This window comes from Paucilactobacillus vaccinostercus DSM 20634, from assembly GCF_001436295.1.
In the GTDB taxonomy this organism is placed as follows: domain Bacteria; phylum Bacillota; class Bacilli; order Lactobacillales; family Lactobacillaceae; genus Paucilactobacillus; species Paucilactobacillus vaccinostercus.
Genome location: NZ_AYYY01000007.1, coordinates 22,629 through 49,581 on the forward strand (window position 1 = coordinate 22,629; position 26,953 = coordinate 49,581).

Genomic DNA, 26,953 nt, shown 5'->3' on the forward strand with positions numbered 1-26,953 from the left:
CTCTCAAATGCCTCCTCAAGCCTACATCGATTTCACTTCTATTCCTTCTTGATCTAATGCCGAATGGATTTTTTTGACAAAGGCCACCGCTTTAATGCCATCCCCGTGAACACATACCGTATCCGGGTTAATTGTCAAAATAGAACCATCAACTGCTTTAATTTGGTGTTCTTCTACCATTTGAATAACACGCTTAACAGCCACGTCCTCGTCAGTAATCACCGCATTAGGTTTCGTTCGTGAAACTAAGCTACCATCTGGTTCATATTGGCGATCGGCAAACACTTCTTGCGCGTATGGCAACCCAATTTCTTGAGCGGCACTTATTAACTCACTATTTGCTAGTCCAACCAAAATCAAAGTCGGATCAACGGCATAAATGCCTTCACAAATGGCTCGTGCCAGCTCGTGGTTAGCCGCTGCCATGTTGTACAATGCACCATGTGGCTTCACATGATGGAGTTTTCCATCTGGGGTGAAAGCCTGTAATGCACCCACTTGATATTGAACATCAGCTTTTGCAGCCAGCGCGCTAATTTGCATTCTTCGGCGACCGAAGCCCTCCAAATCATGTAATCCAGGATGCGCCCCCAACGCAACGTGATCCTTGGTTGCCAATGTGACTGTTTGTGCCATCACTTCAGGATCGCCAGCATGGAATCCGCAAGCGATATTAGCTGAAGTAATGTACGGTAATACGTCCTCATCTAATCCCAGCTTGTAACGTCCAAAACTTTCACCAAGATCACAATTCAAGTCGATTTTTGCCATCTGATTACCTCCCTACAAAATATCTGCCAATTGATTATCACGAATATCCGTTACTAACATATGTCCTGGTGCATGTGTAATCACAAATTCAGGCTTACTCTCCATCACCACCGCTTGAGGTGTCACCCCGCAGGCCCAAAATACTGGCACTTCCCCGGGGTAAATTTCAACAGCATCCCCAAAATCTGGTTGATCAAGATTTTGAATCCCGATGCGTTCGGGATCACCAATTTGAATTGGGGTCCCATGGACTTGTGGCAGCCGCTCTGTAATCGTGATCGCTTTAACGACCTGTTCTTCGGGAATTGGTCGCATACTGACAACATAATTACCATGAAATTGACCAGCAGATTTAGCCTTTATGTTAGTTTTATACATTGGTACATTTCGCTTCATAGTAATATGCCGCATTTCAATTCCAGCTGCAATGAGGGCTGCTTCGAACGAAAAACTGCATCCAATCAGGAAGCTAACAAGATCATCACGCCAAATATCGGTGACATCAGTAGGCTCAGACACTAATTCACCATTTTGGTAAACGCGATACTTTGGAAAATCCGTTGCCAGATCAACATCCTGTGCGAACGTTTGAAGTCGTTTAGATCCCGCATCCGCAACTTCCAAAATCGGACAGGGTTTGGGATTTCGTTGTGCAAATAACAAAAAATCGTATGCTTCTTTTTTCGGTAAAATGACTAAGTTAGCTTGTGTGTAGCCCGGGCACATGCCACTTGTTTGTCCCGTGAAAGCACCAATTCGTGCTTGTTGTCGAATCTGTTTTGGCGTGACGAATTCAGTCATGGGCATCCTCCTTTATCAATCGATCAATAAATTCAATATCAAACTTATTATCTAAAACATCCTGGTTATTAAGTAACCGATACAAGAAATCTAAGTTGGTACCAACCCCTTCAATTACGGTTTCATCGATCGCAACTTGCATCTTTTTTACCGCAATTTCTCTGGTCGGTGCATAGGTAATAATTTTTGCGAGCAGTGCATCATAGTTTGCCGGTACCTGATAGCCTTGATATAGTGCTGTATCAACCCGCACACCATTGCCACCTGGTAAGTGAAGCCCCTTAACGGTTCCCGGAACGGTTGCGGTAATCCGACACTCAAGGGCATACCCGTTTAAGGTAACTTTCTCCTGACTAATTCCCAGCGCCATTCCCGCAGCAATTCTCAGTTGGCCCCGAACGAGATCTACTCCAGTAATAAACTCGGTAATCGGATGTTCCACCTGAATTCGTGTGTTCATTTCCATAAAATAAAATTGACTGGGGCCAGCATATAAAAACTCGATCGTTCCAGCGCCCAAAAAGTTTAGCGCCTTAGCAGCTCGACGAGCGGTCGATAACATTTCATAGCGCGTTTTGTGATCAATTGCGCTCGGTGCTTCTTCCATCACTTTTTGGTGATATTGCTGTAAAGAACAGTCCCGTTCCCCAAGTGACACGGTATTACCAAAGCTGTCCGCTAAAATCTGCACTTCAATGTGTCTAGGACGGACAATAAACTTCTCTAAGTACATTTCGGGATTGCCAAATGCCTTTTGCGCTTCCCCTTGGGCCATCGTAAATTCATGCTTAAGTTGCGCTTCACTATGAATCAACCGCATTCCTTTACCACCGCCTCCCGCAGCAGCTTTTAGCATCACCGGATAGCCAATTTCATTGGCTTGATACAGGGCAGTACCAAGCTCGGTGAACCCTTCTGCACTTCCCGGAATCACTGGTACATTCGCATTTTGCATCACCTCACGCGCACGAGCTTTATCACCTAATAATGCAATTGTCTCTGAATGTGGCCCAATAAATGTAATTCCCTGAGTCTCACACAATTTTGCAAATTCCGCGTTTTCGGATAAAAAACCGTATCCGGGATGAATTGCGTCAGCTCCTGTCCGTCGAGCAGCCTCGATAATATTGGTTTGATTAAGATAACTTGCCTGTGGATTAGCTGGTCCAATACAAACCGCCTGATCAGCCATCTTAACATGTAGTGCCTCTCGATCAACGGTTGAATACACCGCAACCGTGCGCAAGCCAATTTCATGACAAGCACGAATAATTCGAACCGCAATTTCACCACGGTTCGCAATCAAAATTTTATGCATGTGATCACGTTCCTTATCTAATCGATTTCGATTTCAAATAACGGTTGGTCAAATTCCACGTTTTCCTCGTTGGCCACCAATACCTTGGTAATCTTTCCGGCGTGATCAGCGACGACATCATGCATCATTTTCATTGCTTCAATGACACCAATCGTCTGCCCCTTTTCAACTTGATCTCCAACCTTCACAAAAGCTTTCTCGTCCGGACTAGGTGCCTCATAAAAGATGCCAACCATCGTTGCGTTAATGGTCGTTGGTTCATCAGCCACCGGTGCCACCGCCTCTTCAACTGGAGCAACAGGTTGCGTAGTTGGGACCCCTTGCGTGCTACCACGCTTCAGTTTATAGCGTTGTTCGTCATTTTCGTATTCAAACTCTGTCACATCATTTTGCTTCATTAACGCCATTACAGCCTTTATTTCATCAAGGTTCATCGTATCTCCTCCTATTTTATCTAAACAGTCTACTAATCTTAGTGGCTGTTTTTCGACTTACTTTTGGGTTTAAGGCGTCAAACGTTTGTTTGATCTGCTTGAGTTGCGCTTTCTGGTCGGCTAGTGCTTGTTGACTCTGCGTCAAACTAATCATTTTGAATCGAACTACCTGACCTGGTACCAGCTGAGCTATCGTTGGTAAGTCGACAGATGCGACAACGCCAATGACGGGATACCCACCGGTCGTTTGCCGATCCGCCATCAAAACGATCGGTTGACCGTTCTTAGGAACCTGAATGCCGCCAGCCACCGTTGCTTCGGACAGCATCTCTGGCACATTAGCCACTGATAATGGTTGGCCCTCTAGCCGTAACCCCATTCGATCCGCATTCTTTGAAATTTTAAACTGTTGGTTTGTAAATGCTGTGATTGTTTCAGCCTCAAACTGAGCAAACTGCGGTCCTTCCGTCACACGAATTGAAACCGTTTGATCTGTATAATGTGAGCTAACAGCAATTTTTCGCTTTTCCGGTTCCGCAATCACAGGCTTCGGCTCTACCGTTGCTAGAAAATCCCCCGTTTTAAGTGCGCGGCCCTTAAATCCACCCAGTCCGTAACGCAAGCTAGTTGCCTTACTGGCCAAAATTGAATCTACTTGAAGTCCACCCGAAACCGCCAAATACCCATAGCGTCCCTGCGTCAAAGGACCAATTTCTAAAACATCCTCCGAATTAACCTCAATCGCCTGATTTTCATGAATCTGAGTACCATTTAGTTTGGCATTAACCACACCACCCGTCACAGCAATGACGGCCGGTGTTGAAAATGTCACAGTTGGTCCTAGAATGCTATATTCAAGGACGGCTTCATTTTCAACGTTATTAACGAGCAAGTTCCCCTGGATCGCGGACCACTGATCCATGACACCAGATGGTGAAAAGCCTTGCGCAAGGCCTTTAGTTCTTCCCAGATCCTGAACCGTCGTCAGTAATCCCGGCTGTGTCACTCGAATCCCCATCTTCAGTCACCTTCCTCGTCTCGATATATACTTGATAGTGCCCTTCATCCACCATTTTCTTTATCTGTTGATACTCAAAATCAGAAACTGGATCAAAGTGGATATAATCCCCAGCATGATAGTAAAATGGCTCATCTTGATCAGGCTGAAATAATCTTAATGGAGTTTGCCCAATAATTTGCCAGCCGCCTGGAGATTCAATCGGGTAAATTCCCGTCTGCTCCCCTGCAATTCCGACAGCACCGGGTTCAATTTTCAATCTGGGTGTTGCTAATCTGGGCGTCGCAAGTTGTGGATCTAGTCCTCCCAGATAGACAAACCCGGGTAAAAAACCCAGCATGTAAATCAGATAGTTGGGTTGGCAATGACGTTTAACAACTTCTCTCGGTGTCAATTTGGCATGATTAGCAACATTCTTCAAATCAGGACCAAAATCTTTCCCATAACAAACTGGAATATGCACGATACGAATTGCCTGCGTTTGAAGCGTAGATGCTTTCAATGATGCCTGATGAATCACACGCTTCAACTGTTCAAACGTCACCAGTATCGGATCATAAAATACCGTCAACGTTCGAAAAGCTGGAACAAACCCAGTAATTCCAGTCTGTTGCATAGACCGCAAATTTTCTTGAAGTTGCTGAATCGAACGATTAATTTGTGGGTCAACACGATTGCTAAACGTAACATTAATCGCACAGTCTCCAGCTGGATATAATTTATATTCGTCCAATTGTTATCACCTCATTTATCAACATTAAAAAAACATTAGAGAAAAGTTTAACATATTTTGATTAATAAAGCAGTTTACGATTCGATACAATCGTAAAAATGCAACGATTACATATCACTTTTATTTATAATCGAATGTTTAAAATAAAACTAATCACGGTAATTGCTTAACTATTTAAAGTAAAGACACCCTTTTACTTTAGAAATAACTTAAATCATCAATTAATTATCTCTATAACTATAGTTAATAAAAATGAGAGGGTTTTAACCTCTCATGATATTGAATTGACCTATTTAATTATCAGCTTTTAAACTAACGGGTGCCGTTTAGGCATTACCAAATTTAGAATAATTGCAGCAACTGCTGCCACTGCAATTGGGGAACCCAGTAAATATTGTACCATTTGGGGTGCCTCATTCATCACTTTTGATGGTAGTAAAACTAACGCAATCGTCAGAATAATTGGTAACCCAATCACGTAGAGGTCACTTTCGTTAGTTTTCAAGCGCCGAATCACATTTAACCCATTAAGCATAATGGTGACACAAATGATTGCAAATACCCCACCAATAACAGCAGCTGGAATCGCTGAAAGAAACGCAGAGACCTTACTAAAGAAGCCGAGTAAGATAAACCATAGTCCTGCAGCAATGAAAACCCGTTTACTGGCGATTCCCGTAATTGAAATGACACCAGCGTTAGTAGAATAACCCGTAACAGGTGTTGTTCCAGACAGTGCCGCAACCAAACAACTAATTCCTTCACCAATAATCCCGCGGTTCCACTGCTTGTCAGTAATCTTATGATCAATAACCGCGCCCATCGCAAACCAAGTTCCGGTCGTTTCTGTCGTTAAAATTGCATAGATAATAATGAAGGTAAGGGTTGCGGATAACGAAAAATGGACACCGTAATGAAAAATCGTACGGCTTGGTAGGCCAAACCAAGGGGCTGAGCTGACGGTCTGCCAGTCAAACCGGCCCATCAAAGCGGCAACACCAGAGCCAACCAACAACGCTAATATAATAGAACCCGTTTTGAAAACTCGTTGAAGCTGTGGAAAGCGAATACTAATTGCCACGGCCACCAGCAAGGTCAAAGCCGTAATTGAAGCTAACAAAATATTTTGATTAACATTGCCACTTGCTTCGAAAACATTGTCATTCAGGGCTGATGGAATTAATGATAATCCCACGCATGTAATAATCGTACCACCAACAATTGCCGGTACGAGCGCGGAAATAATTTTCTGGAACATTCCGCTAAGCCCTAACACGATCAATAACAGTGCACCAATAATGGAAGCTCCGATTAAAGTTCCCATCCCTTGATTAACACCCCCAGAAGCCAACACTATTCCAGCTGCCGCCCCCAATGGTACAAATGACGGTCCCTGAGAAACCGGCATCTTCATAAACAGCCATGTTTGAATAATCGTCCCAATTCCGGCCGCCAAGAAGGTGGATTGCAGCAAGCCCGATGTATCTGCCGCTCCCATTGATAGCGCACCAGCCAAAATTACCGGTGGCACATAAACATCCATAGCCAATACATGCTGCAGGCCAAGCAAGCCAGCTTGACTGGTTTTGATTTTATCATCTGGTCCAATTAAAATTCCGTTTTCAACTTCCATGTCAATTCTCTCCCTAATTTTGATATACCAAGGTTCCACCAATGAAAACTTGTTTAATATCACTACGCTCTGTTTGGTAAATTAGCTGTTCAAAGATATCGTCAGCTTGCGTTTCGATTAAACTAGTCCGTTTATTGATGACCTGCATATCTGCTTTACAGCCGACCTTGATCGCGCCAGCATTTAAATGTAGCGCTTTAGCACCGCCTAACGTTGCCAGATAAAACGCATTTTTAATTGAAATTCGTGAATCAGTAACCCCACGATGATCCGCAACAATGGTCTGATCAACACCATCTTCCAGCATTTGGGAGGCCATTACCGCCTGCTGCATATTACGGTACAAACTTGGTGAATAACCGCCAGAAATATCGGTTCCCAAGCCCACTTTATTACCGTTTTTCAAGATTCGTTTTGTTGGTAACACCGCATTACCGAAAAAGGCGTTAGAGATTGGGCAATGGGCGATGGCCGTACCCCGAGCCTTAAACAAATCAACATCATCATGATCGAGCATTGTCGTATGAGCCATCACAGAGCGCTCCGTTAACAGGCCAAAATGGTCAAGGACTTGAGCATCCGTCATTTTGAAGCGCGCCATTGCGTATCCATGTTCCCAATCACTTTCGCTACAATGTGACTGGATCGGCAAATCATATTTATGCGCCAAACGCCCCAGTCCCGCCAATAAATCGTCGGTGCAGCTGGGAACAAATCTTGGGGTGATTACCGGAACCAAGGTTCCACCAACTTTAGATTGTAGCTCTTGGATCGCAAAAATAAATTCTTCAGTGTTCAGCAGAGCTTGTTTTGCGGACAAATCGCGATAGTATTCCGGTGTCTGATCTGGGTTATCCATCGCCACTTTGCCAATATATCCTCGTAATCCGAGTTGTGCACACTGCTTGGCCAGTAATAAATTGGACTCATTAAAAATTGTGCCGAAAAACATGACGGTTGTCGTCCCATTAGCCAGCAGTTCCATAATAAGTTGTGAATAGACTCGTCTAGCAAAATTAACATCACTAAATTTTGCTTCCAGTGGAAATGTGTATGTATTTAGCCACTCATTCAGTGGTCGATCTAATGCGAGTCCTGCTTGTGCCCACTGTGGCGCATGAACGTGTAGGTCGATAAGCCCTGGTAAAATATATTGAGAATCGGAGAGCCGAGTTAATATATTTTGTGCCTCCGCCTGTCGTCGAACTTCTCCAAACTTTGGATCGTCATGATTAACGATTCGACTGATAATTCCCTCCGAATCAATGCAGATAAGTGCATCTTGATTAAAGTCAACCTGATCACAATCTCGTGCCGTAAAGTAAGAACCTTCGATTACCTGTGAGATCATTATAGTGAATTCCTCTCCATCACGAACAAATTTTTAAAGCATCACTAGTATAACACGAACTTTATTTGAAGTTAACCATAAATTTGTTCGTATTTAAAATAAGCAAAAAAAGAAAGGACGTTAGTCCCTTCCCTACTGCTCAGAATTTAATTTAATTGTTCGGTATTTCGCAATATAATCATGTGCTCGCTCAGTCACTCGAGCATAGTCACCGACGTCGGCAGGTGCTGTGATTCCACGACCCGCACCAACTACTGACGCACCAGATTGAAACCACTGACCCATGTTTTTAAGATCAACACCTCCGGAAGGCATCACGTTTAAATAAGGAAATGGTCCATGGTAGGCTGCAATTGTTGCCGGTCCCGCAAGTTCACCCGGAAATAGTTTAACCATTTCCGAACCATATTTCAGTGCCGTTTGTGCTTCAGTAATCGTATACGTCCCAGGAACGTATGGGACTTGATAAAGATTACACATCAACGCAACTTCCTTGTCAAAAGCCGGACTCACAATAAAGTTTGCCCCCGCAATAATTGCTAATCGCGCCGATGTTGCATCCAATACCGTTCCCGCACCTATCAACACGTTGGTTCCAGCATATTTATCGACCAACTGTGCAATTACCGCGTCAGCACGTGGCACGCTGTAGGTCAGCTCAATGCCAGTAACATCGCCAGCGATAACTGCATCTGCGATCTTAATTGCTTCCGGATCATTATCAGCACGAATGACGCAAATGACACCTGTATCAATCATTCGTTGTAGCAATTTAGCTCTTTTCATAGTTTGGCGATCCTCCCACCGACATGCTGTCGGTAAAAATTTTCCAACTGTTCTTTTGTGGGATAGCCATCATTGTCACCATGGCTCATGACCGCCATCGCCCCAATAGCACATCCCCGTTTCGCAGCATCGATCATCGACATATTCTCTAATAGTGCTGTAATCACGCCTGTTGCAAACCCATCCCCAGCACCAACTGTGTCTACAACTGATTCAATCGGGTAGCCACTCACTTTGATTCCGGCACCATTTCGATCAACGACAACCGCACCACTGGGTCCCATCTTAATGATTACGGTTGTGGTTACGACACTTTGATTGAAATAAAATTGAGCAATTTCGGCTGGGTCCGTTAATCCAGTTAAAATTTTAGCTTCATTTAGTCCTGGGATAACAATTTGTGCCTGACTGGCCAAGTTATTGGTCACCTGAATCATATCTTCAGTACTTTGCCACAGTGTGGGCCGCAAGTTAGGATCAAAGATCACTGGAATTTGATGTTCATTCAGTTGCTGATTTAATCGCTTGTAGACGGCTAAATCATGTTCGGACAACGCCGCAAAGATCCCAGATAAGTGGGCCAATCGCAGGTCATTGAAATTAATGTTGTCCAGTACCGACGACGAAAAATGGGCCGCAGCTGAATCACGACGAAAATAGGCAATTTCCGGATCACCGTGACTAACTAATTGTTTTAAATAAAATCCCGTCCAGTGATCGGGATCCGTCAATAAATAGGTCGTAGCGATTCCGTTATCTTTAATTTCTCGACTAAGATATTTACCGAATGGGTCATCCCCCACCGCAGATACGTACTCAACACGGTGTGCCAATCGTGCAACCCCAATCGCGACATTCAGTTCTGCACCTGCCGAATATTTTGAAAAATGTGTTGCTTGATCAAGCGTTACATCCTCTTCATCTGACGCAAAGAGGACCATTGGCTCCCCAATCGTTAATAATTCAGTCACGTCTTTCCCTCGCTTTAGTCTATAAAGTCTCTGATATGATCTTACCTTACTAGATAGCCACCATCAACTGGAATTACCGCACCATTAATGTAGTTAGACGCATTACTTGCCAGATAAACGGCAATGCCCATCAGTTCGTATGGTTCACCCCAGTGTCCAGCGGCAATCCGGCCAAGAATTTCATTATTTCTAGACTCATCAGCCCGAATTGGCGCCGTATTCGCCGTCTTAATATATCCAGGTGCAATTGCATTAACCTGCACATTGTAGGCTGCCATTTCGCTGGCAAACGCCTTCGTCAATCCCGCAACACCGTGCTTGGCTGCGGTATAGGATGGAATAAACTTACCACCCTGGAAAGAAAGCATTGAACCAATGTTGATAATCTTACCAGACTTTTGTTTTGCAAAGACTTTGGATGCCGCCAAAGACAACCGGTAAACCGCCGACAAGTTAATTGCAATGACACGATCCCAGTCTTCATCCTTAGACTCCAGAATTGGATTTCGCTTAATCATTCCGGCATTGTTGACCAAAATGTCGAGATGACCAAATAGTTCTAGTGCTTTTGCAACAACCTTGGGGGCAATGCCATCTTCCGTTAAATCAGCTTGATAAAATTCAACTCGCTGCCCTTTTTCTTCAATCAACTTTCTGGTTTCATCACGACCCTGTGTTCCGTGATTAACCACTAAAATATCGGCCCCAGCTTCGGCCAGCGCGACAGCATAGCCTTGTCCAAGTCCAGTATTACCACCAGTCACGATCGCAACCTTACCCTTTAAACTGAACCAGTCCATTTTAAACTGTTGAAGTGCCTCTGAATTATGATTAATTTCTTCTTGTGATTGTGCCATTTTCTTCAACTCCCATCACCCTTAGTCTAGCGAAGATCATGCATATCCACGGCATCCATATCATCGTATGTTTGATTTTCGCCGCACATTGCCCAAATAAACGCATAGTTAGTCGTACCAACCCCGCAATGAATGGAATAGCTTGGATTAACGACAGCTTGTTCCGGTTCCAACCAAATATGCTTCGTATTTTCTGGGGTTCCCATAAAGTGCGAGACCCGAGTATCGGCTGAACCAAACTCAAGGTATAAGTATGTTTCCATCCGTCGTGCATGAGTATGTGCTGGCATCGTATTCCATGAATTACCAGGTTCCAACACAGTATATCCCATCTGAAGTTGACAAGTATCCATGATCGAAGCATCAATATATTTATGAATCGTCCGCTTATTCATATGTTCTTGATCCCCCATCGGCATCGCAATTGAATCCTTATAAGCTAATTTCTTGGTCGGATACGTTTTATGTGCCGGTGTGGATACAACGTAAAATTTGGCTGGATGTACTTGATCGACCGATTCAAAACAGACGTGCTTCGTCCCCATTCCAACGTAATAGCCATCATGCGGTTCAATTGTCTGGCGATCCCCATCAATGGTGACAATTCCTTGACCGCCAACATTAATGAAACCTAATTCACGACGTTGCAGGAAATAATCAACACCCAAGTCTTTATCTAAAATAATCTCCAACGGTTGGGTAACCGGCGTGACACCACCAAAAATCATCCGATCATTATAGGTATAGGTCAACAGAATATCGCCGGGATTGAAAATTTTTTCCATCAAAAATTCTTGCCTCATTTGATCCGTATTGTAATGATCAATATCCTCAGGACTATGTGCATACTTCGTAACCATGCTAAATGACATTATTAATTCCTCCATTTTCTTATATGGAAATTCAAATTTCTTTTTTACGGTTATAGAATAGAACGCTTACATCAAAAATGCAACTCTTTTAAAATACTTAGTTACTTGTTTTTGCTTAGTCGTCCTTCAATTCGTTGTTTGGCTTTCATTAATTCTTGAATGATTAAGTTGCGATACTGCGGCGTAACTCGAAATTTGGGGACACTAATACTCATTGCCCCCAGTAGTTGATCATTTTCACATAAGGTAGTCGCAACACAAAAACAATCTTTCTCCTGTTCTTCATCGTCAATTGCGTATCCAATCAACTGTGCTTGATGAACAGAGCGCCGCAACTGCATTTCATCCGTAATTGTAAAGTCAGTAAACGGTACTAATTTCGTTACACTTAAATAATGCGCCAACGCCGTCTCGTCGAAGGTCGCAAGCATCGCCTTTCCCATCCCCGAGCTATATAATTCTCTGGCAATCCCAACTTTGGATGTCATAAAAATATTTTGATGCTGCGGTTCCATTTTTCGAACATAAACCGCCTTATTGTTCTCCAAAACTGATAGATGAATTGTCTCGTCAATCTTGGCCTGTAACCGATCGAGATCAAGATGTGTCAGTTCAATCAAGTCCGTTGCCCCAGTCTGAACTTGTCCAAATTGAATTAATTTTGCGCCGAGGTGAAATCGTTTATTCGTATCGCTTTTAGTCACATAATGCATGTGGCTTAATGTCGTTAAAATTTTAGAAACTGTTGAGGCTGAAATACCTGTGCTAGTCGCGATTTGTTGCAGCGATTTACTTTTGCCATCACTCAAAACATCCAATATTTTATCTGCTTTTAGAAGAACCGTGCCATACAGTTTATTGCCCAAATTTTAACCCCCTTCATCGACTTCTTTAACACTTATTATAAATTCTACACTGTTTTAAACCGTTTTCAACTTTATTAGTAAAGCGTTAACAATTAGTAAAGAAACCATACTTACATATTCAAATAGGGTATGATAGAAGTAACATTAACGACGGAGGAAATTATGATACTAGAACGAGACAACTTCTTCAACTTGAAAAAATCGTCATCTGAAATTCGACAAATTTTGGATGATCATGATTTTAAAGACTTTGAAGATTTTATTAGCTACTACCACCTATGCACAGAGGGTGCGAACGAAATTGGCACAAAATTGGAAAATTTAGACAGTGAATTCCAGTTTAAATATGATCACAATCCAATCCACCACATGGAAGAACGCATCAAAGAAGTGCCGAGTCTTTTTGAAAAAATCAAGCGCAAAGGGTATGACCTAAGCGCTCAGAGTGTTCAAGATAATATTTATGATATTGCTGGTATCCGTGTAATTACTAACTATCTTGATGATGTTTATTCTGTTGAAAAAATGCTGCTTCAGCAAAGCGACGTCGAGTTGATTCGCCGCCGAGATTATATCAAGGACCCTAAAGCAAGTGGCTATCGCAGTCTGCACATTGTCGTTTCCGTTCCCGTATTTGAAACTCATGGCGTTCAAAATACACCTGTTGAGGTGCAAATCAGAACCGTTGGCATGGATATGTGGGCAAGTCTTGAACATAAACTACGTTATAAAACAAAAGCCAACCCGACCCTCGTCGATAAATATGGCGAACAGCTACGGTCCTATTCCGAAGAATTAAACCAAATTGAGCAAAATATGCAGGGAATTTTTCATCATCTGTCCTAATTAACATGCCCCACACCAAAAGAGATCGACACAAACATCTATATGTCTGTATCGATCTCTTTTGTAACAATTCAATTTTTTACTTATTATATTTAACTTGAATTGTTTCTGCTTGGTCAAACATCTTATCAAGTTTTCCAGTCTTATCCAAATGGGTAATTACCTTGTTAGTCTTCTTCATCAAAGCCTTATCACCCTTGCGGCCGGCGACACAAATCTGACTTGCTTGTTTAGGCGTTGTCAGCTTAACCTTTGCAATCGCATATTTTTCTGGATACTTGCGTACGTAGTTATCTGAAATAGCCTTTTCCACGACGACGCCGTCCAATTTACCGTTCTGTAATTCGGTAGTCATTCCAGTTACCAAACTTTCAGTCACAACATTGCTATTCTTCAACTGTTTCTTCGCAATTGTTTCTTGTGTGGAACTCTGTTGTGCACCCACGGACTTACCCTTTAAATCTGCAATTGTATTGAATTTATTGGCATCCGCTTTCCGAACTAATAACGTGTTACTGGTGTAGTAGTAAGGTTTCGAGAAAGCAATCGACTTACGCCGCTGTGCGGTAGGTGTCATTCCGGCAATTACCAAATCAACCTTATTATTCTTTAGTTCTGGTAGCAAATCAGGGTAGTCAGTATTAACGATTTTCACTTTTACACCCAATTCTTTACCAATTTGTTTTGCAAGCAAAATATCAAACCCAACAATTTGCTTTTTCCCATTTTGCATGATTGGAAATTCAAATGGTGCGTAGTCAGCGGAGGTTCCCACGACTAAAGTTTTTTTGTCTTGAACCTTTTGAACACTAGTATCCTTTTTATTGCCACAACCAGCTAACACAATTGTCAGTGCTGCCATAACACTTAATAATACCAAAAAACGCTTTTTCATTTTAAAACTCTCCCCATATTATAATGATGCCTGATTTTCTGAAATGAATGCAGCCACTTCAGCAAGTCCATTTCTTAATTGCGCTGTTTCAAACGCATACCCAATTCGAACCGCGCGTTCAATGTCAAATTCTGCCCCTGGGACCAGCAATACCCCTTTTTGTTGATATAACTGATCACAAAACGGCTCACTATTCGTTGTGAAATCATAGTGCAACAATGCCGTTGTCCCAGCCGCTGGTTTAACCCATGAAATATGAGGCTGCGTTTTAACCCACTCTTCTAAAACTACTAAATTTTGACGAATAATCTTGCGATTTCGCTCAATAATGATTTCCGCGTGTGATAGTGCGACATTGGCAATCATCTCATTTAAGACACCACTACTAATCGTATCGTAATCACGATGGCTGTGAATCGTGGCCATCACTTCTGCATCACGCGTTACGATCCAGCCCAACCGTAAACCAGCAAGAGAAAAGACCTTCGACATGCTACTTGTCGCAATACCATGTTCATATAGATCGACGATCGACGGTGAGTACTGATCATCTTGCGTTAAATGCCGGTACACTTCGTCACACATAACGTATGCATCAACTTTTTGCGCAACCGCAACAATATTCCGTAACACTTCTTCTGACATTAAGGCACCGGAAGGATTATTAGGATTATTCAAAATAATTAACTTGGTCTTTGAACTAACTAGCTGACGCAACTCATTAATATCCGGCAAATAGTTGTGCTCCGCCGTTAATTGTAACAATTTAACGGTGGCCCCCAATGCCTCTGGGATGGATTGCATTTGCTGGTAAGTTGGCGCCACAACCACCACCTCATCATCCGGTGCGACAAGAGAATTTAGGACCAAATTATTAGCCCCAATTGCGCCATGCGTCGTCACAATTTGGTCCGGTTTCAGCGCCGTTTGATACAATCGCGCAATGTTTTGCTTCAGTTCAACATTACCAAAAATATCCCCATAGGTAAGCCGTTTATGCAACAATTCATGCATAAATTTCGGTTCATCAACATGCGTCACCATCAATAAATCATGAAGCGATAGTGGTGAGACACAGGTTTCACCCAAATTGAACTGTGCATCATCTTCATAGTCATTCATCCATTGTTCGACGCCAAACTCTTTAATTTTCAATTACGCTACCTCCCCCTGTAATTCTGATAAATCGTACATTGGTACCCTTTTCAATACAAAAGCACCCATACTGTAACCCTTATGGCGCTCGTACACGCCGTACCTGCGGTTTACAGTACAGATGCCCAAAGTAATTTCTACCCGGTGATAGAAATACCGATGACGATTAATGTACTTGTATTATATTCACAATATTAAATACTGTCAACATTTTTTGAATATTAATTCATTTACGCTGTATTATTTACCCTGATTAAATAATACAACTGCTTCATAAGGTCGTAATTCCAATTGTTCTGGCTTCATTGAAATAAATTCTCTTGAGTTAGTTAAAACAAGCTCATAATTACCTGTGTAGTTAATTGTTTCTGTTTCTTCGCCTAAATTTACAAAGACTACTAGTTCTTGATCATCTGTCAGTCGTTGGTAGCCAACGACGTTATCCGGTGTCTTCAGTTGTTCCAGCTCACCATTCACAATAACGTCTTGATAACGCTCATTTTGGCGCATTTGATTGAGTTTGCGATAATAATTAAGCACTGAGTTTTCGTCTTTACTTTCATCCATCACATTGATTGCTTCACGATCATTGCCCATTGCTAACCATGGTTCATGGTCTGAAAAGCCACCAAACTGGTCACCGGTCCATTGCATTGGTACACGCGCATTATCACGTGATTTAAAGTTAACCAAATCTAGCACCTGCTCCGGATCCATCCCCAACTTAAGCCCCATCTTGTAATTATTAACAGAAGATAAGTCATTAAATTGATTGATGTTTGTCCGCTTAAAATTTTTGGCACCTAGTTCCTGACCTTGATAGATGAACGGAATCCCCCGCAAAAAGTAGTACATTGTGGCAAGGGCTTTAGCCGCTAGCGGTGTCTGATACTGTGGATTTTTGATCCACTTTGAAACCGCACGAGACTGGTCATGATTTTCAATTACATTGGCCGTCCAACCATCGGCTGTCTTAATTGACCGCTGACTTTCAAACAACAGTTGTTTCAAATCTTTTACTTGCCAATTTGAGCGGCCACGATACCATTCATCCACATTGTTCACTTCGATATTAAAATATGAAAAATCGAAGATCATGGAGAAATAGCCGTCAGGTCCGATAAAGTTAGGCATATCTGTCGCTGGGACCCCATATGCTTCACCAACCGTCATGGCATTGTATTTATCAAATGTTTTCGCCTTTAATTCAGTTAAGAAAGCGCCAAGTCCAGGACGGTTCTGCCCTTTTTTCACAACATTAGCTAATCCATCTTCACCATCTGGTTCAATACTAGCCCAGTCTAGATCCTTTTTAAGATGCGTAATGGCATCAATTCGGAACCCTGAAATTCCTTTTGCCAACCACCAGTTAATCATGGTATAAATTTCTTCACGTAATACCGGATTTTCCCAGTTCAGATCGGGTTGCTGTGGTGCAAACGTGTGAAAGTAGTACGTTCCGGGCTCACTTGGAACCTCTGTCCACGTTGAGCCACCAAAAATGGAACGCCAATTATTTGGCACCTGACCATCGTCAGAATGTTTAAAAATGTAATAATCACGATATTTACTCTGTGGATCCGCTAATGCTTGTTGGAACCAATCGTGCTGGTCTGAAGTATGGTTGACGACTAGGTCCATAATAATCTTCATTCCACGCTTCTTGGCTTCTGCCAATAAGTGATCGAAATCCGCCATTGTGCCGAATTGTGGGTCAATTGCTTGATAATCCGAAATATCATACCCCATATCGACCATCGGGGATTTGTAAACGGGAGAAACCCAAATAGTGGTTACCCCTAAGTTCTTCAAATAGTCCAGATGCGCTGTGATCCCATTTAAATCACCGATACCATCATTATTCGTATCTTGAAATGAACGTGGATAAACTTGGTAAACTACCTCGTTTTTCCACCATCGTGTGCTAGCCATTAATTTTTTCCTCCTTCTTGTCGTTTACCCAACTTACTGATAGTGCACCAAACGCCATAATCACGGCTGCCAATATGAACATGTTCAGTTGTGACGATCCCAACAGTGGGAAAAGTGCAAATGAAGCCACCGAGGCAACGATTTGTGGTAAACAAATTGAACCATTAAATAGACCTAAGTAAGTACCCATATGGGCCCCTGAAAGTGCATTCGTCACCATTGCCAACGGATAGGTGTTAGTTGCTGCCCAAGCGAAACCAATTAAAACAAATGATAGAATCAGTGGATATTCCGTGTGAATAAAGAAGACGGAAATAAATCCGATCGCTCCTAATAATAGGCTTCCGGCATAGGCGATCTTCGCCATTTTAGGCGGTAATTTTGCCAACAAATATGACCACGCAACAGCAGCTAATGCTTGAATTGCGGCAAGAATACCGTACCAGTTACCGGCTGCTTGATAGCCAGCTGAACTGGCATTGGTGGTATGCCAAACATTTTGTGCAATTGCCCCTGCTGAATACGTCCAGAGATATTGAAAAGCCATCCAGCAAAAGAACTGAACCAATGAAACTTTCCAAAACGTCTTCGGTGCTTGTTTCAAGAGCGTAAACCAGTTACCGCCCGATTTATTATCGTCTTCAGAAATTCCATGATACAAAGCATACGTTTGTGGATCGTATTCCTGAACTTTGAAAACACTAAATAAACTTGTAAAGATCAGTAAAGCCGCACCGATGTAAAACGACCAAACCACAGAATCTGGAACAACACCTTTTTCAGCGATGTTAGAAACACCAACTGCAGTTAACACAAACGGAAAAATTGCAGCAATCACAGAACCAGCGTTTGAAAGGAAACTTTGAATACCATAAGCATAATCCTTTTGCTGTTCATTCACCATATCACCAACCATCATCTTAAATGGTTGCATCGCCATATTTGAAGAAACATCCAAAAATGCCACGGTAATGGCACCGAACAATAGTGCTGCAAAAGAAGCATAACCAAAACCCAAACTACCAGAATTTGGTAATAATAGCATAACAATTACGGCCACTAATGCACCGATTAAAAGATAAGGTAGTCTTCTACCGCCAAGTTTTGGTGCCCACGTACGATCAGAATATGTCCCCACGATTGGCTGCACGAGCAAACCAGCTAACGGTGGTAAAATAAAGAACCATCCTAAATTATTTGGATTCGCACCAATTGTTTGAAAAATACGACTCATTTGAGAACTCTGCAACGTAAACGCAACTTGAACACCCAAAAAGCCAAAATTCATTAACCAAATTTTACTTGCGGGTAGTGTTGGTAACCCCTTTTTTTCCATCATAACTCACGTCCCTTTCCATTTTACCAAAAGTAAAACCTGTCGACGCCCCTTATTATAGTAAACGCTTCCACACAATGCAACCGGTTGCACAAATTTTATAAAAAAAAGACTCACAACTTAAATTGTGAATCCAACGTAGTTAGCCTTTTTAACCTGTGCAAATTCCCCTTCAAAGAGGAGTTCAGCCGCTTTGCTTCCCATTTCATGGGGATGGAGATCAACCGACTTAATATTTTGACTGATCGGTTGAATAAAGATGGAATTGTTAAAACTAATAATTGTTTGTTCAGCATTAAAGTTTAAAATTCCATATAGTTTTGCCAATAAATCATCACTGGAAACAATGATAGGTCGGTTCTCGTACCCCAACTGTTTCAGCTGAGACGTCACAGCTGAATTGGTTTCGTCAAACTCGATTGTTTGCAACTGGCAATTGTGGTCCTGCAAATAAGAAATAATGCCCCGTTGACGGTCCATTTCAAATTTCCATTTACGTTGCGACATGATATAAACCGGCGTCTGCTGTTTGTCTTGCAACAGCGTCTGGGCTACTGCCCGACCAACCTGATAATTATCATTGTCAACAAACACAACTTGGTCATTTAACGGATTCCCAATGACAACCAAGTTGACATCTTGCCGATCAAATTTACCAATCAAGGGATCATTCGGTAAATTATACAACATGATAAATTTGCGAACCTTCCCCTGAGCCATCATCATGTCAATTTTTTGTCCCAGTTCATCTGGATTTTGTGCCAAAATAACAGAAATCATATAGTTATATTTAGCGGCCACATAGGATGCCTGCTTGATAATCTCAATGTAAAATGGATTATTAATGTTCATATAATCTTCCGGGGGAAAAATCACGGCCAGGATATTTGATTCCTGATGATTTAAATTCATAGCAGCAAAATCCTTTTGGTAGTTTAGCTTAGTCGCCATTTCTTGAATGAGTTTCGTTGTTCGGTCGCTAATTCGCGGATCATTATTCAACGCTCTAGAAACTGTCGATTCAGAATACCCCGTCTTCTGTGCAATACTTTTAATATTCAACGTCTTCTCCCCCTACATCATCGTCCCGACTATTATATCATTTATCAAAGCCATAAAACCATGATGATCGCCCTCTCGATAACCAATCCAAATTAAAGAGATCAGAAGAAATTTCTTCCGACCTCTTTAATGAACTTATACACCATATACTCAAACATGTTAACTTTAGCCATTATAACCGTTATTTTGATTTGCCAGTTGTAAAAAGCGACTCACCATTGCCCGATCAATACCAATCATCACACCTGCTCGGAGTGGCATGTTTTCAAGCAAACGTGCACTATCACTTTCCTGTGTCACCCGCTGGATTACCGCGTCCAATCCTGAATCAATCAGTGCCGATTGCAATTCGGGATATTTTTGGAGTTCTCCAACATACGTATTTTCGGTAATTTGAACGTGTGGCTGCCTGATTGGCGTAAATTTAATAACCTGAGACAACACCAAATTCCGTGACGAAGTCCCAATCTGAATGGCATAATTTCCTGCATCACACTGCCATCGTCCCTGATCTTGGTTATACCAACTTAGATCACGATCCGTCAGAATAGCGGTCACTGTTCGTGTTTCACCTGGTGCCAAATCGACCTTGTCAAAGTTTTTCAACTCTCGAATTGGTTTTTCAACTTCGCTGACCTGGTTGGCAACGTAAATTTCAGCAACTGCTTGGCCAGATCGGTCGCCAACATTAGTGACATCAAACTGAACCCTGACACGATTTCCCGTCACTCGAATACGTATGTTTTGGTAATCAAACTTTGTATAGCTCAAGCCATAGCCAAATGGAAATAGAACATTTTTTTGCTTCACATCGTAATACCGATACCCGACATAAATTCCTTCATGATAGCGTTCGTGATCGTGATCCATCCCAAATGTGCCAAAGGTCGGGTTATCCTCCAACTTAAGCGGGAATGTTTCAGCAAGCTTACCAGATGGATTGACGTCCCCGTATAAAACATCCGCAGTTGCTTCTCCAACGGTCTCTCCGGCAAGATAAGTTTCAAGTACCGCGGAGACTTGATCGATCCACGGCATTTCGACTGCCGAGCCATTCTGCAGAACCACAACAACCGGCTTACCCATTTGCGACACCGCCTTAATCAACTCAATTTGATTAGTAGGCAGTGTCATTTTTTGTTTATCAAATCCCTCAGATTCATACGACTCGGGATATCCGGCAAAAATAATAACCTTATCTGCATCTTTAGCCACTTCAAGAGCTTGCTCAATAAGTGCTTCATGAGTCGTTTCGTCCGCCAACTGATATCCCTGCCCATAAATCGCATTCGATCGTTGACTAATTTCGTCATACGGTATTGAAACTCGGTAAGCATTGACGTGTGAACTACCACCACCTTGGAAACGTGGTTTAACAGCTAATTCTCCTAAAACAGCCACAGTTTCATTTTGGTCAATTGGCAATGTCTGATTTTTATTTTTAAGTAACACCATACTGTTAGCTGCCAATTGACGGGCAAATTGATGTTGCTCTTCCAAATCATAATCCATGGATGATTCAGGTGCTGGCCATTGGTGCACAGTTCGTAGCACTCGTCGAACTGAATTATCTAGCTGATGTTCATCTAACGTCCCATCATGAACGGCATCAATAATTTCTTGTTCGGACTCAGCTCCTTTTCCCGGCATCTCTAAATCAAGCCCCGCCTTAATTGCCGCCGTGTGATCTGCAACGGCACCCCAGTCAGACATGACCAGTCCGTCAAAGCCCCACTCCTGTCTCAAAACATCCGTCAGTAACCAATGATTCTGCGAATTAAGGGTACCATTCAAAGCATTGTATGAGCACATTAAGGTAGCTGGAGCAGCTTTTTTAACTATTTTTTCAAAGGCCGCCAAGTAAATCTCTCGCAATGACCGTTCGTCAACATCCGAAGAAGCCGTAAACCGCTGATTTTCACGATTATTCGCAGCAAAATGCTTCACACTAACACCAACATGTTGTGACTGCACACCGTTCACATAGGCGACACCCATCTCACCAGTCAAATAAGGATCTTCCGAAAAATATTCGAAATTTCGACCGGCCAACGGGCTTCGCTTAATATTAACTCCCGGTCCTAATAACAGACTGATCTGTTCTGCCCGAGCCGCTTGTCCTAAATGTTCACCTAACGCTTCAATCGAACGACGATCAAATGAACATGCCGTCAGTGCCGAAGCCGGGAAACTAACGGCTTGGACACTATTATTAATGCCTAACGCATCCCCGCTACTCGATTGCTTGCGGAGTCCTGAAGGGCCATCCGTCATCATCACTTTTTTTATACCATACTTTAAATTTTCATGAGTAAACCAAAAATGATGTCCGCAAACGATTGCCGCCTTATCTTGTAAGGGAAGTTGGTTCAAAAACGATTGTGTAATTTCCATTGTGAGCCCCCATCTGAATTAAGTTTATGTAAGCGCTATTTTATTTATCATAACGCAGTAAACTTGTACCCACAAGATGAAACTCTCATTCTTTGAGAATGACATTACTCAGGGTCAATTGATCCAATTACCCCTTTAATTACGGCCTCATAATCTGTTTTCACGGTCTTATCATGCACTCCCCAAAAACTAACTGGGACTTCTTTTACTTTTTCTATTCCGCAAAACTTCATTGTTAACGCCAAAGGTAAGAAAATTTCTTCTAATGAATGCCGCGCAAGAAATCCACCCGCTTTAGTGGCTGTTTCAGGTGCCGCCCACGTTGTGGAGATTAAATAGCGTTTACCAGTTAACGCAGGACCGTGGGCATATTCTTCACTCGCATAATACGCAAAATCCATCGTTAAAATCTCATCTAAATAGCGTTTCAATCCCGATGGCACCTGATACCAATAGACCGGAAACTGAAAAATGATCAAATCTGCCCGCGTTATTTTAGCTTGTTCTTCTACAATATCAAATGAACCGGTCAAACTTGTTTCAACAGACCATCCTCGTTGTTCGCAACATTGTTGGTACTGTTGTACTAATGCAGCCGTCAACGCGCCCTTCGCATCGGGATAAGGTGTAGAACCGTTAACTATTAGAATATGCATTATCTTTCTCCCTAAATAGTTATTTCGAATGATGAATTAGCCGCCAACTAAGCGTTCCAAATATGCAAAACAATACGACGCAGTATCCTGATGATAGCCACGCGACATACGTCAGAATTGGCCATGGCATTAACAATTGTAAAATATAAAAACTAATCGTCATCACAATCCAGATAGCCAGTTTGGTTTGGATGTGTTTTTTTGCTTGTACTAATTGGTCATGTCGCAATCAGAGCCCTCCAATCAGCGCCATCAATCGACAATATCACCAATCAGAATTTCACTAAGTTCACTTTCAATCGTTTTTTCAGCCTGCGTTAACATGGCATCGCATTCGAGACAACGCCCATTACTCACATCTCGTTGAAATTCTTGTTGTATTTTGTGCCATTGATCGATTAACTGGTTAACATTATGTTTCAAATACTGTTGTTGTTCCATACTTTTTCCAAGCACGTTTCGATAATAGCTCCGTGCTGCCTGATAGCGTGTCAAGTTATCTGGTACCGCATGTTTTCCAGCCGCTTTTAGTGACTGATATCGCTTGAGGCTAACTTGATGGCTGATTAAGACGTGCAATTTTACCGGCACAGATGCATTGGCGTGTGGCGATCGTTCAGCAGCTAGCTGCCAATCACCTTCAGTCAAGTCATGATCGATAACTGACTTTTTATACTCTGTACAAATTTGATCAACGAGATCCGTATAATTGATGTATTGATTAACAAACTCATTAGAAAACGGCAGATTATAATGTTCATACAAGAATGTCACCAACAAATCAGTAATTGCTTCTTGCTTTTCTTGATTCAGCATCCAGTTAATCGGATCAAATAATGGCAGCGCCTTGTTTATAAACATTGCAATAAACTGTTTTATTTCAACAACCGAAGCCTCAGCCAACCGATCGCCATCGATTGTGGCTACTAACTGCTCTAATTTGTACGCTTGCTGGGCCGTTAAAAAGCCATAAATCATATCCGCGAATACCTCACTATCATTCATTGATCTACATTTATTTTAATCAATTCAAATTTAAACACAAGAAATTCTATTTCATGGTATAATTCCTTTAAAATGTTTAATTGGAGGGGCTTTCAATGACAGTCAAAAAAGCGTATACAGCAATCGCCTTACCAGCAGATTTGTCCGAAGAAATTGATACCGTTGCTAAGGGACTTGGCTTACATCGATCAGAATTTGTTGAGCAAGTCATCACTGAAGCAATTCAAAATTATAATCAAAAAAAAGAAGACTAACCGTCTTCTTTTTTAGTTCTTGCTTGTTTGTTTTGTACCGCGATTCTTCTTCAGGTACTTTGCTTCAGCTTGTTGACGGGCTTCAGCAGCTTCATCGAAGGTTTCAAAGCTCTTCAACAAAACATACTTACCATGAAACATTAACCGTGCCAACCAGCGATCCGTTTTTTCATCATAAGAAACTCCAATAATCCCAGAACGGTTCCGCTTAGAACGTTTAATCGAAGCATAGGAAACCCCATCCTTATTGTAGAAGCTATCAGACTTTCCACGGTAAACATCCATTGCTGGATTTTCACGATATTGTTTCCGCATCACTTCACGCCGTAGGCAGCCACAGCTTTTACTGTCGCCTCTTCTGAGTTGTACGCCATCAACTTCAGTGTAGTTTCCGCAATCACAACGGCATAGCCAGCGTAGATTGCCGTTCGTGCTTTTTCCCTGTGGCTTAATTGCGACTAATCTACCGAATCTCTGGCCGGATAAGTCGATTGCTTTAGTCATTTCTGGTTCCCCCTCTTGGTTAATGTTTATCAGCTAAGTTTACGAAGATTATGTATCAATCTTTTCAAATTAAATTCTCAGCTCTAACATTTGGAGCCGTAGTTTATTTACTCAATTTAATTAGTAACCATTTCGCTTACATTCAATGTAGAATGATATACTATATCGTTGCGTTTTTCAACTACTTTAGATGAATTTTTACTTGATCAAATCATAAGTTAATTCTATTAATTACTGAAAATTAGTTTTTGGTTTTCATTTTTAGTAAACTCAAATTACACCTGTTAATCAACTGATATTCACGTTTATGTTCTAAAAAAATATAATTTCATTCCAATAATTAGACTATTTCTTGCAAATCATGTTGATTATTATCAAATACTACCCAGGATTTTACATGGCTTATATATCAACACAGCGCTAATTTGACCTTATTTTCGCAATTAATATATCGATTGATAAATGATTAATTCTGTTTAAAACCCATTATTTATCTGAATTATTTTTTCAAATTTTATATTTTTGTAATATTTGATTTTTTATTTTTTTAATGTTCTATTGTTTATCTGAAATGTAAGCATTTCCTGTATTCTTGCCCGCTTAATTCTAATCCGCACCATCATTCCGCAATATTTTTAAAGGCCCTGTTGATCAGATCACATTCCATATATATTTTAGAGCAATTAAAAAAAATAAAGACCAGATTGAGAAAATTTTCTATGTTTTCCCAGTCTGGTCTTTAATGTTTACGCGTTTTGATTACAACACCTACACCTGCCACAATTATAATGGCTCCCACTCCGGTCATTAAAGTAGATTGTTGTGTGTGGCCCGTTTTTGGTAATTGGTTTTGCGGTGCATACAAATGGCGGGTACTCCCACGATCAGAAGACAAATGTTGCTTTTGAGTGACAATCACACTTTCATATCTTTTTTTAGAATTCGCACTTGTACCTGCACTTTTCTTGTTACCACTGGTTTGCACAAGTTGGTTAGTAGTAACCTGCTTATCTGCCTTTAAATTAGAATTCTTAAGCGTTGGAATTTGCGTTTCCTTCACGTTACTAGTTTGCGTATCATCAGTATGCCCCTGTGCGGGATGCTCAGCAGGAGTTGCTGGTTGTTTCAGCTGAGTAGTGCTTACTTGAGAAGACGTACTACTCGACTGGACTATTTTACTTAAGGCCACATTAGGATCCTGTGTTGCATTTGGCAAATGATTATAGTACCCGGCCTTCGTAACGCTTGTCGCACCGTCCACACGAATTCTAATTCGAATTCCCGGTTCCGATTGACTGCTTGCCATTGATTCACTTTGGCTATTTGTTACTTCGGCGCTACTTTCTGCTTCAACTTCATCAGCCCAAACTGATCTGCTACATACAGCCATCCACGCCCATATTATACCAATTATCATCACGATCAATAATATCTTTTTTTGTGGTTGCCCCAATAACCCTTTCAACCTGTTCATCACTAATTCACTCACTCCCAAAATTAAATACTCCCTTAAACGATTACTAAATCACATATTCAATTATCATTACTCATGAAGCGCCCTAATTCTGAGTGGTCCAAACCGGCGCTTAATCCAATCACCAATCGAACCATTGCCTTCTGACCATTTAAACCGTGGCAAAGAAGCAGCCACATTTTTTGCAGGTTGACGCCCCCACCAACATATGAATATACCGGCGCTACACTACCATTAAAACACCGTGAAACTAATACAACCGGTATATTCTGTGCAATTAATTTCTGAATTGCTGGTAACGTCTGAGGCGGCAAATTGCCAGCTCCCATTCCTTCAATTACGACACCATCAGTCGTCTCGGGAGTCAACAATTGGAACAACTGCCCGTCCATTCCGGCGTACGCTTTAAATAAATATACGCGATCAATTAATTGATGCATGTCTAGCGTGCGCTGTTGATTTAGCGCCATCAAAAATGACACCTGCGACTGGTGAACCATCCCAATTGGTCCAGTCATCGGCGCTTGAAATGTGGCTAAATTCGTTGTATGCGATTTAGTCACATATCGTGCTGGAAAAATTTGGTCATTCAATACAACCAAAACGCCTTGATTTTGCGAGTTTGCATCCCGTGCAACCGCCAAAGATGCTGCTATATTTGCCAATGCATCCGTGCCAATTTGATCGGTTGATTTCATCGCCCCAGTGACAACTACTGCACACTTCACATGCACCGTTAAATCAAGAAAATAGGCTGTTTCTTCCAAGGTATCCGTCCCATGTGTGACGACCACGCCATCATATTGATCAGCTACCTCATTAATTTTACGACTTAACTGCCACATTAACCGATACGTCATATGCGGTGATGGAATATTAAATAATTCGACTTGTTCGATCGTTAAATCTTTGAATGTTTGAACTAATTGAACAAGTGGATTTTGTTCAGTATCTGCAATGTCCCCATCATCATTGGTTTTCATTGCAATCGTGCCACCTGTATGGATCATTAAAATCTTTGCCACTTAT

The 26,953-nt window shown here is 41.8% G+C and carries 26 protein-coding genes; 2 read left to right on the top strand and 24 right to left on the bottom strand.

Annotation, left to right across the window (positions count from 1 at the left end):
- Positions 1 to 21 precede the first annotated feature (21 nt).
- The 13 genes from FC26_RS02505 to FC26_RS02565 all read right to left on the bottom strand — a co-directional run bounded on the left by FC26_RS02505 (position 22) and on the right by FC26_RS02565 (position 12,411).
- A complete protein-coding gene (locus tag FC26_RS02505; RefSeq protein ID WP_056988604.1) occupies positions 22 to 771 on the bottom strand; it encodes a LamB/YcsF family protein in 750 nt (249 codons plus the stop codon).
- A 12-nt stretch (positions 772 to 783) separates the two neighbouring features.
- The gene (locus FC26_RS02510; protein WP_057777608.1) at positions 784 to 1,572 is read right to left on the bottom strand and encodes a putative hydro-lyase; all 789 of its coding nucleotides are present in this window, start codon (positions 1,570 to 1,572) and stop codon (positions 784 to 786) included.
- Positions 1,565 to 2,890, bottom strand: coding sequence for an acetyl-CoA carboxylase biotin carboxylase subunit (locus FC26_RS02515; protein ID WP_057777610.1), 1,326 nt, complete (start codon positions 2,888 to 2,890; stop codon positions 1,565 to 1,567). The genes FC26_RS02510 and FC26_RS02515 overlap by 8 nt, the downstream gene beginning before the upstream one ends.
- Positions 2,891 to 2,907: 17 nt before the next feature.
- Entirely contained in the window at positions 2,908 to 3,324 is a 417-nt protein-coding gene (locus FC26_RS02520; protein ID WP_057777612.1) for an acetyl-CoA carboxylase biotin carboxyl carrier protein, read from the bottom strand.
- 16 nt (positions 3,325 to 3,340) lie between these two features.
- A complete protein-coding gene (locus FC26_RS02525; protein ID WP_057777614.1) occupies positions 3,341 to 4,342 on the bottom strand; it encodes a 5-oxoprolinase subunit C family protein in 1,002 nt (333 codons plus the stop codon).
- Positions 4,281 to 5,075 carry a 5-oxoprolinase subunit PxpB gene (pxpB, locus tag FC26_RS02530; protein ID WP_076655075.1) on the bottom strand — a complete coding sequence of 265 codons (795 nt, stop codon included), beginning with the start codon at positions 5,073 to 5,075 and terminating at the stop codon, positions 4,281 to 4,283. Before pxpB ends, FC26_RS02525 begins: the two co-directional genes overlap by 62 nt.
- 307 nt (positions 5,076 to 5,382) lie before the next feature.
- On the bottom strand, positions 5,383 to 6,708 hold the full coding sequence (locus tag FC26_RS02535; RefSeq protein ID WP_057777616.1) for a uracil-xanthine permease family protein: 1,326 nt from the start codon (positions 6,706 to 6,708) through the stop codon (positions 5,383 to 5,385).
- Between the two features lie 13 nt (positions 6,709 to 6,721).
- Positions 6,722 to 8,059 (bottom strand): guanine deaminase, encoded by a 1,338-nt coding sequence (guaD, locus tag FC26_RS02540; protein WP_057777618.1) that lies wholly within the window; start codon positions 8,057 to 8,059, stop codon positions 6,722 to 6,724.
- Positions 8,060 to 8,191: 132 nt separating this feature from the next.
- Positions 8,192 to 8,845, bottom strand: coding sequence for a bifunctional 2-keto-4-hydroxyglutarate aldolase/2-keto-3-deoxy-6-phosphogluconate aldolase (locus tag FC26_RS02545; protein WP_057777620.1), 654 nt, complete (start codon positions 8,843 to 8,845; stop codon positions 8,192 to 8,194).
- On the bottom strand, positions 8,842 to 9,816 hold the full coding sequence (locus tag FC26_RS02550; RefSeq protein ID WP_057777622.1) for a sugar kinase: 975 nt from the start codon (positions 9,814 to 9,816) through the stop codon (positions 8,842 to 8,844). Before FC26_RS02550 ends, FC26_RS02545 begins: the two co-directional genes overlap by 4 nt.
- A gap of 41 nt (positions 9,817 to 9,857) precedes the next feature.
- Entirely contained in the window at positions 9,858 to 10,682 is an 825-nt protein-coding gene (gene kduD, locus FC26_RS02555; protein WP_057777624.1) for a 2-dehydro-3-deoxy-D-gluconate 5-dehydrogenase KduD, read from the bottom strand.
- A 17-nt stretch (positions 10,683 to 10,699) separates the two neighbouring features.
- Positions 10,700 to 11,545, bottom strand: a complete 846-nt coding sequence (gene kduI, locus FC26_RS02560) for a 5-dehydro-4-deoxy-D-glucuronate isomerase (protein ID WP_057777626.1) — start codon at positions 11,543 to 11,545, stop codon at positions 10,700 to 10,702.
- 101 nt (positions 11,546 to 11,646) lie between these two features.
- Positions 11,647 to 12,411, bottom strand: coding sequence for an IclR family transcriptional regulator (locus FC26_RS02565; RefSeq protein ID WP_057777628.1), 765 nt, complete (start codon positions 12,409 to 12,411; stop codon positions 11,647 to 11,649).
- A gap of 162 nt (positions 12,412 to 12,573) precedes the next feature.
- Between FC26_RS02565 and FC26_RS02570 the strand changes: the two genes are divergently transcribed.
- Positions 12,574 to 13,257: a GTP pyrophosphokinase gene (locus tag FC26_RS02570; protein ID WP_057777629.1), complete on the top strand. Its 684-nt coding sequence runs from the start codon at positions 12,574 to 12,576 to the stop codon at positions 13,255 to 13,257.
- 79 nt (positions 13,258 to 13,336) lie between these two features.
- On the opposite strand, the gene FC26_RS12955 is transcribed toward FC26_RS02570, so the two are convergent.
- From FC26_RS12955 to FC26_RS02615, 8 genes are all read right to left on the bottom strand, one after another.
- Positions 13,337 to 14,152: a transporter substrate-binding domain-containing protein gene (locus FC26_RS12955; protein WP_057777631.1), complete on the bottom strand. Its 816-nt coding sequence runs from the start codon at positions 14,150 to 14,152 to the stop codon at positions 13,337 to 13,339.
- 18 nt (positions 14,153 to 14,170) lie between these two features.
- Positions 14,171 to 15,307, bottom strand: a complete 1,137-nt coding sequence (locus FC26_RS12960) for an aminotransferase (protein ID WP_057777633.1) — start codon at positions 15,305 to 15,307, stop codon at positions 14,171 to 14,173.
- Between the two features lie 240 nt (positions 15,308 to 15,547).
- Positions 15,548 to 17,239 carry an alpha-glucosidase gene (locus tag FC26_RS02585; protein WP_057777635.1) on the bottom strand — a complete coding sequence of 564 codons (1,692 nt, stop codon included), beginning with the start codon at positions 17,237 to 17,239 and terminating at the stop codon, positions 15,548 to 15,550.
- Positions 17,232 to 18,575 carry an SLC45 family MFS transporter gene (locus tag FC26_RS02590; protein WP_420835215.1) on the bottom strand — a complete coding sequence of 448 codons (1,344 nt, stop codon included), beginning with the start codon at positions 18,573 to 18,575 and terminating at the stop codon, positions 17,232 to 17,234. Before FC26_RS02590 ends, FC26_RS02585 begins: the two co-directional genes overlap by 8 nt.
- 120 nt (positions 18,576 to 18,695) lie before the next feature.
- Positions 18,696 to 19,637: a LacI family DNA-binding transcriptional regulator gene (locus tag FC26_RS02595; RefSeq protein ID WP_057777639.1), complete on the bottom strand. Its 942-nt coding sequence runs from the start codon at positions 19,635 to 19,637 to the stop codon at positions 18,696 to 18,698.
- Between the two features lie 165 nt (positions 19,638 to 19,802).
- Positions 19,803 to 22,031, bottom strand: coding sequence for a glycoside hydrolase family 3 C-terminal domain-containing protein (locus FC26_RS02600; protein WP_057777641.1), 2,229 nt, complete (start codon positions 22,029 to 22,031; stop codon positions 19,803 to 19,805).
- A 104-nt stretch (positions 22,032 to 22,135) separates the two neighbouring features.
- Complete coding sequence (locus FC26_RS02605) at positions 22,136 to 22,687, bottom strand: NAD(P)H-dependent oxidoreductase (RefSeq protein WP_057777643.1); 552 nt, start codon at positions 22,685 to 22,687, stop codon at positions 22,136 to 22,138.
- Positions 22,688 to 22,939: 252 nt separating this feature from the next.
- The gene (locus FC26_RS02615; protein WP_057777647.1) at positions 22,940 to 23,665 is read right to left on the bottom strand and encodes a hypothetical protein; all 726 of its coding nucleotides are present in this window, start codon (positions 23,663 to 23,665) and stop codon (positions 22,940 to 22,942) included.
- A 122-nt stretch (positions 23,666 to 23,787) separates the two neighbouring features.
- Here FC26_RS02615 and FC26_RS12660 point away from each other — a divergent pair, with 122 nt between their 5' ends.
- Positions 23,788 to 23,946, top strand: coding sequence for a hypothetical protein (locus tag FC26_RS12660; protein ID WP_157061013.1), 159 nt, complete (start codon positions 23,788 to 23,790; stop codon positions 23,944 to 23,946).
- Positions 23,947 to 23,958: 12 nt separating this feature from the next.
- Here the strand turns inward: FC26_RS12660 and FC26_RS02620 are convergent, their stop codons facing one another.
- The 3 genes from FC26_RS02620 to FC26_RS02630 all read right to left on the bottom strand — a co-directional run bounded on the left by FC26_RS02620 (position 23,959) and on the right by FC26_RS02630 (position 26,934).
- Entirely contained in the window at positions 23,959 to 24,450 is a 492-nt protein-coding gene (locus FC26_RS02620) for an AP2 domain-containing protein (RefSeq protein ID WP_057777649.1), read from the bottom strand.
- 739 nt (positions 24,451 to 25,189) lie between these two features.
- On the bottom strand, positions 25,190 to 25,939 hold the full coding sequence (locus tag FC26_RS02625) for an LPXTG cell wall anchor domain-containing protein (RefSeq protein ID WP_235809458.1): 750 nt from the start codon (positions 25,937 to 25,939) through the stop codon (positions 25,190 to 25,192).
- Positions 25,940 to 25,983: 44 nt separating this feature from the next.
- Complete coding sequence (locus FC26_RS02630) at positions 25,984 to 26,934, bottom strand: asparaginase (protein WP_057777700.1); 951 nt, start codon at positions 26,932 to 26,934, stop codon at positions 25,984 to 25,986.
- Positions 26,935 to 26,953 lie beyond the last annotated feature (19 nt).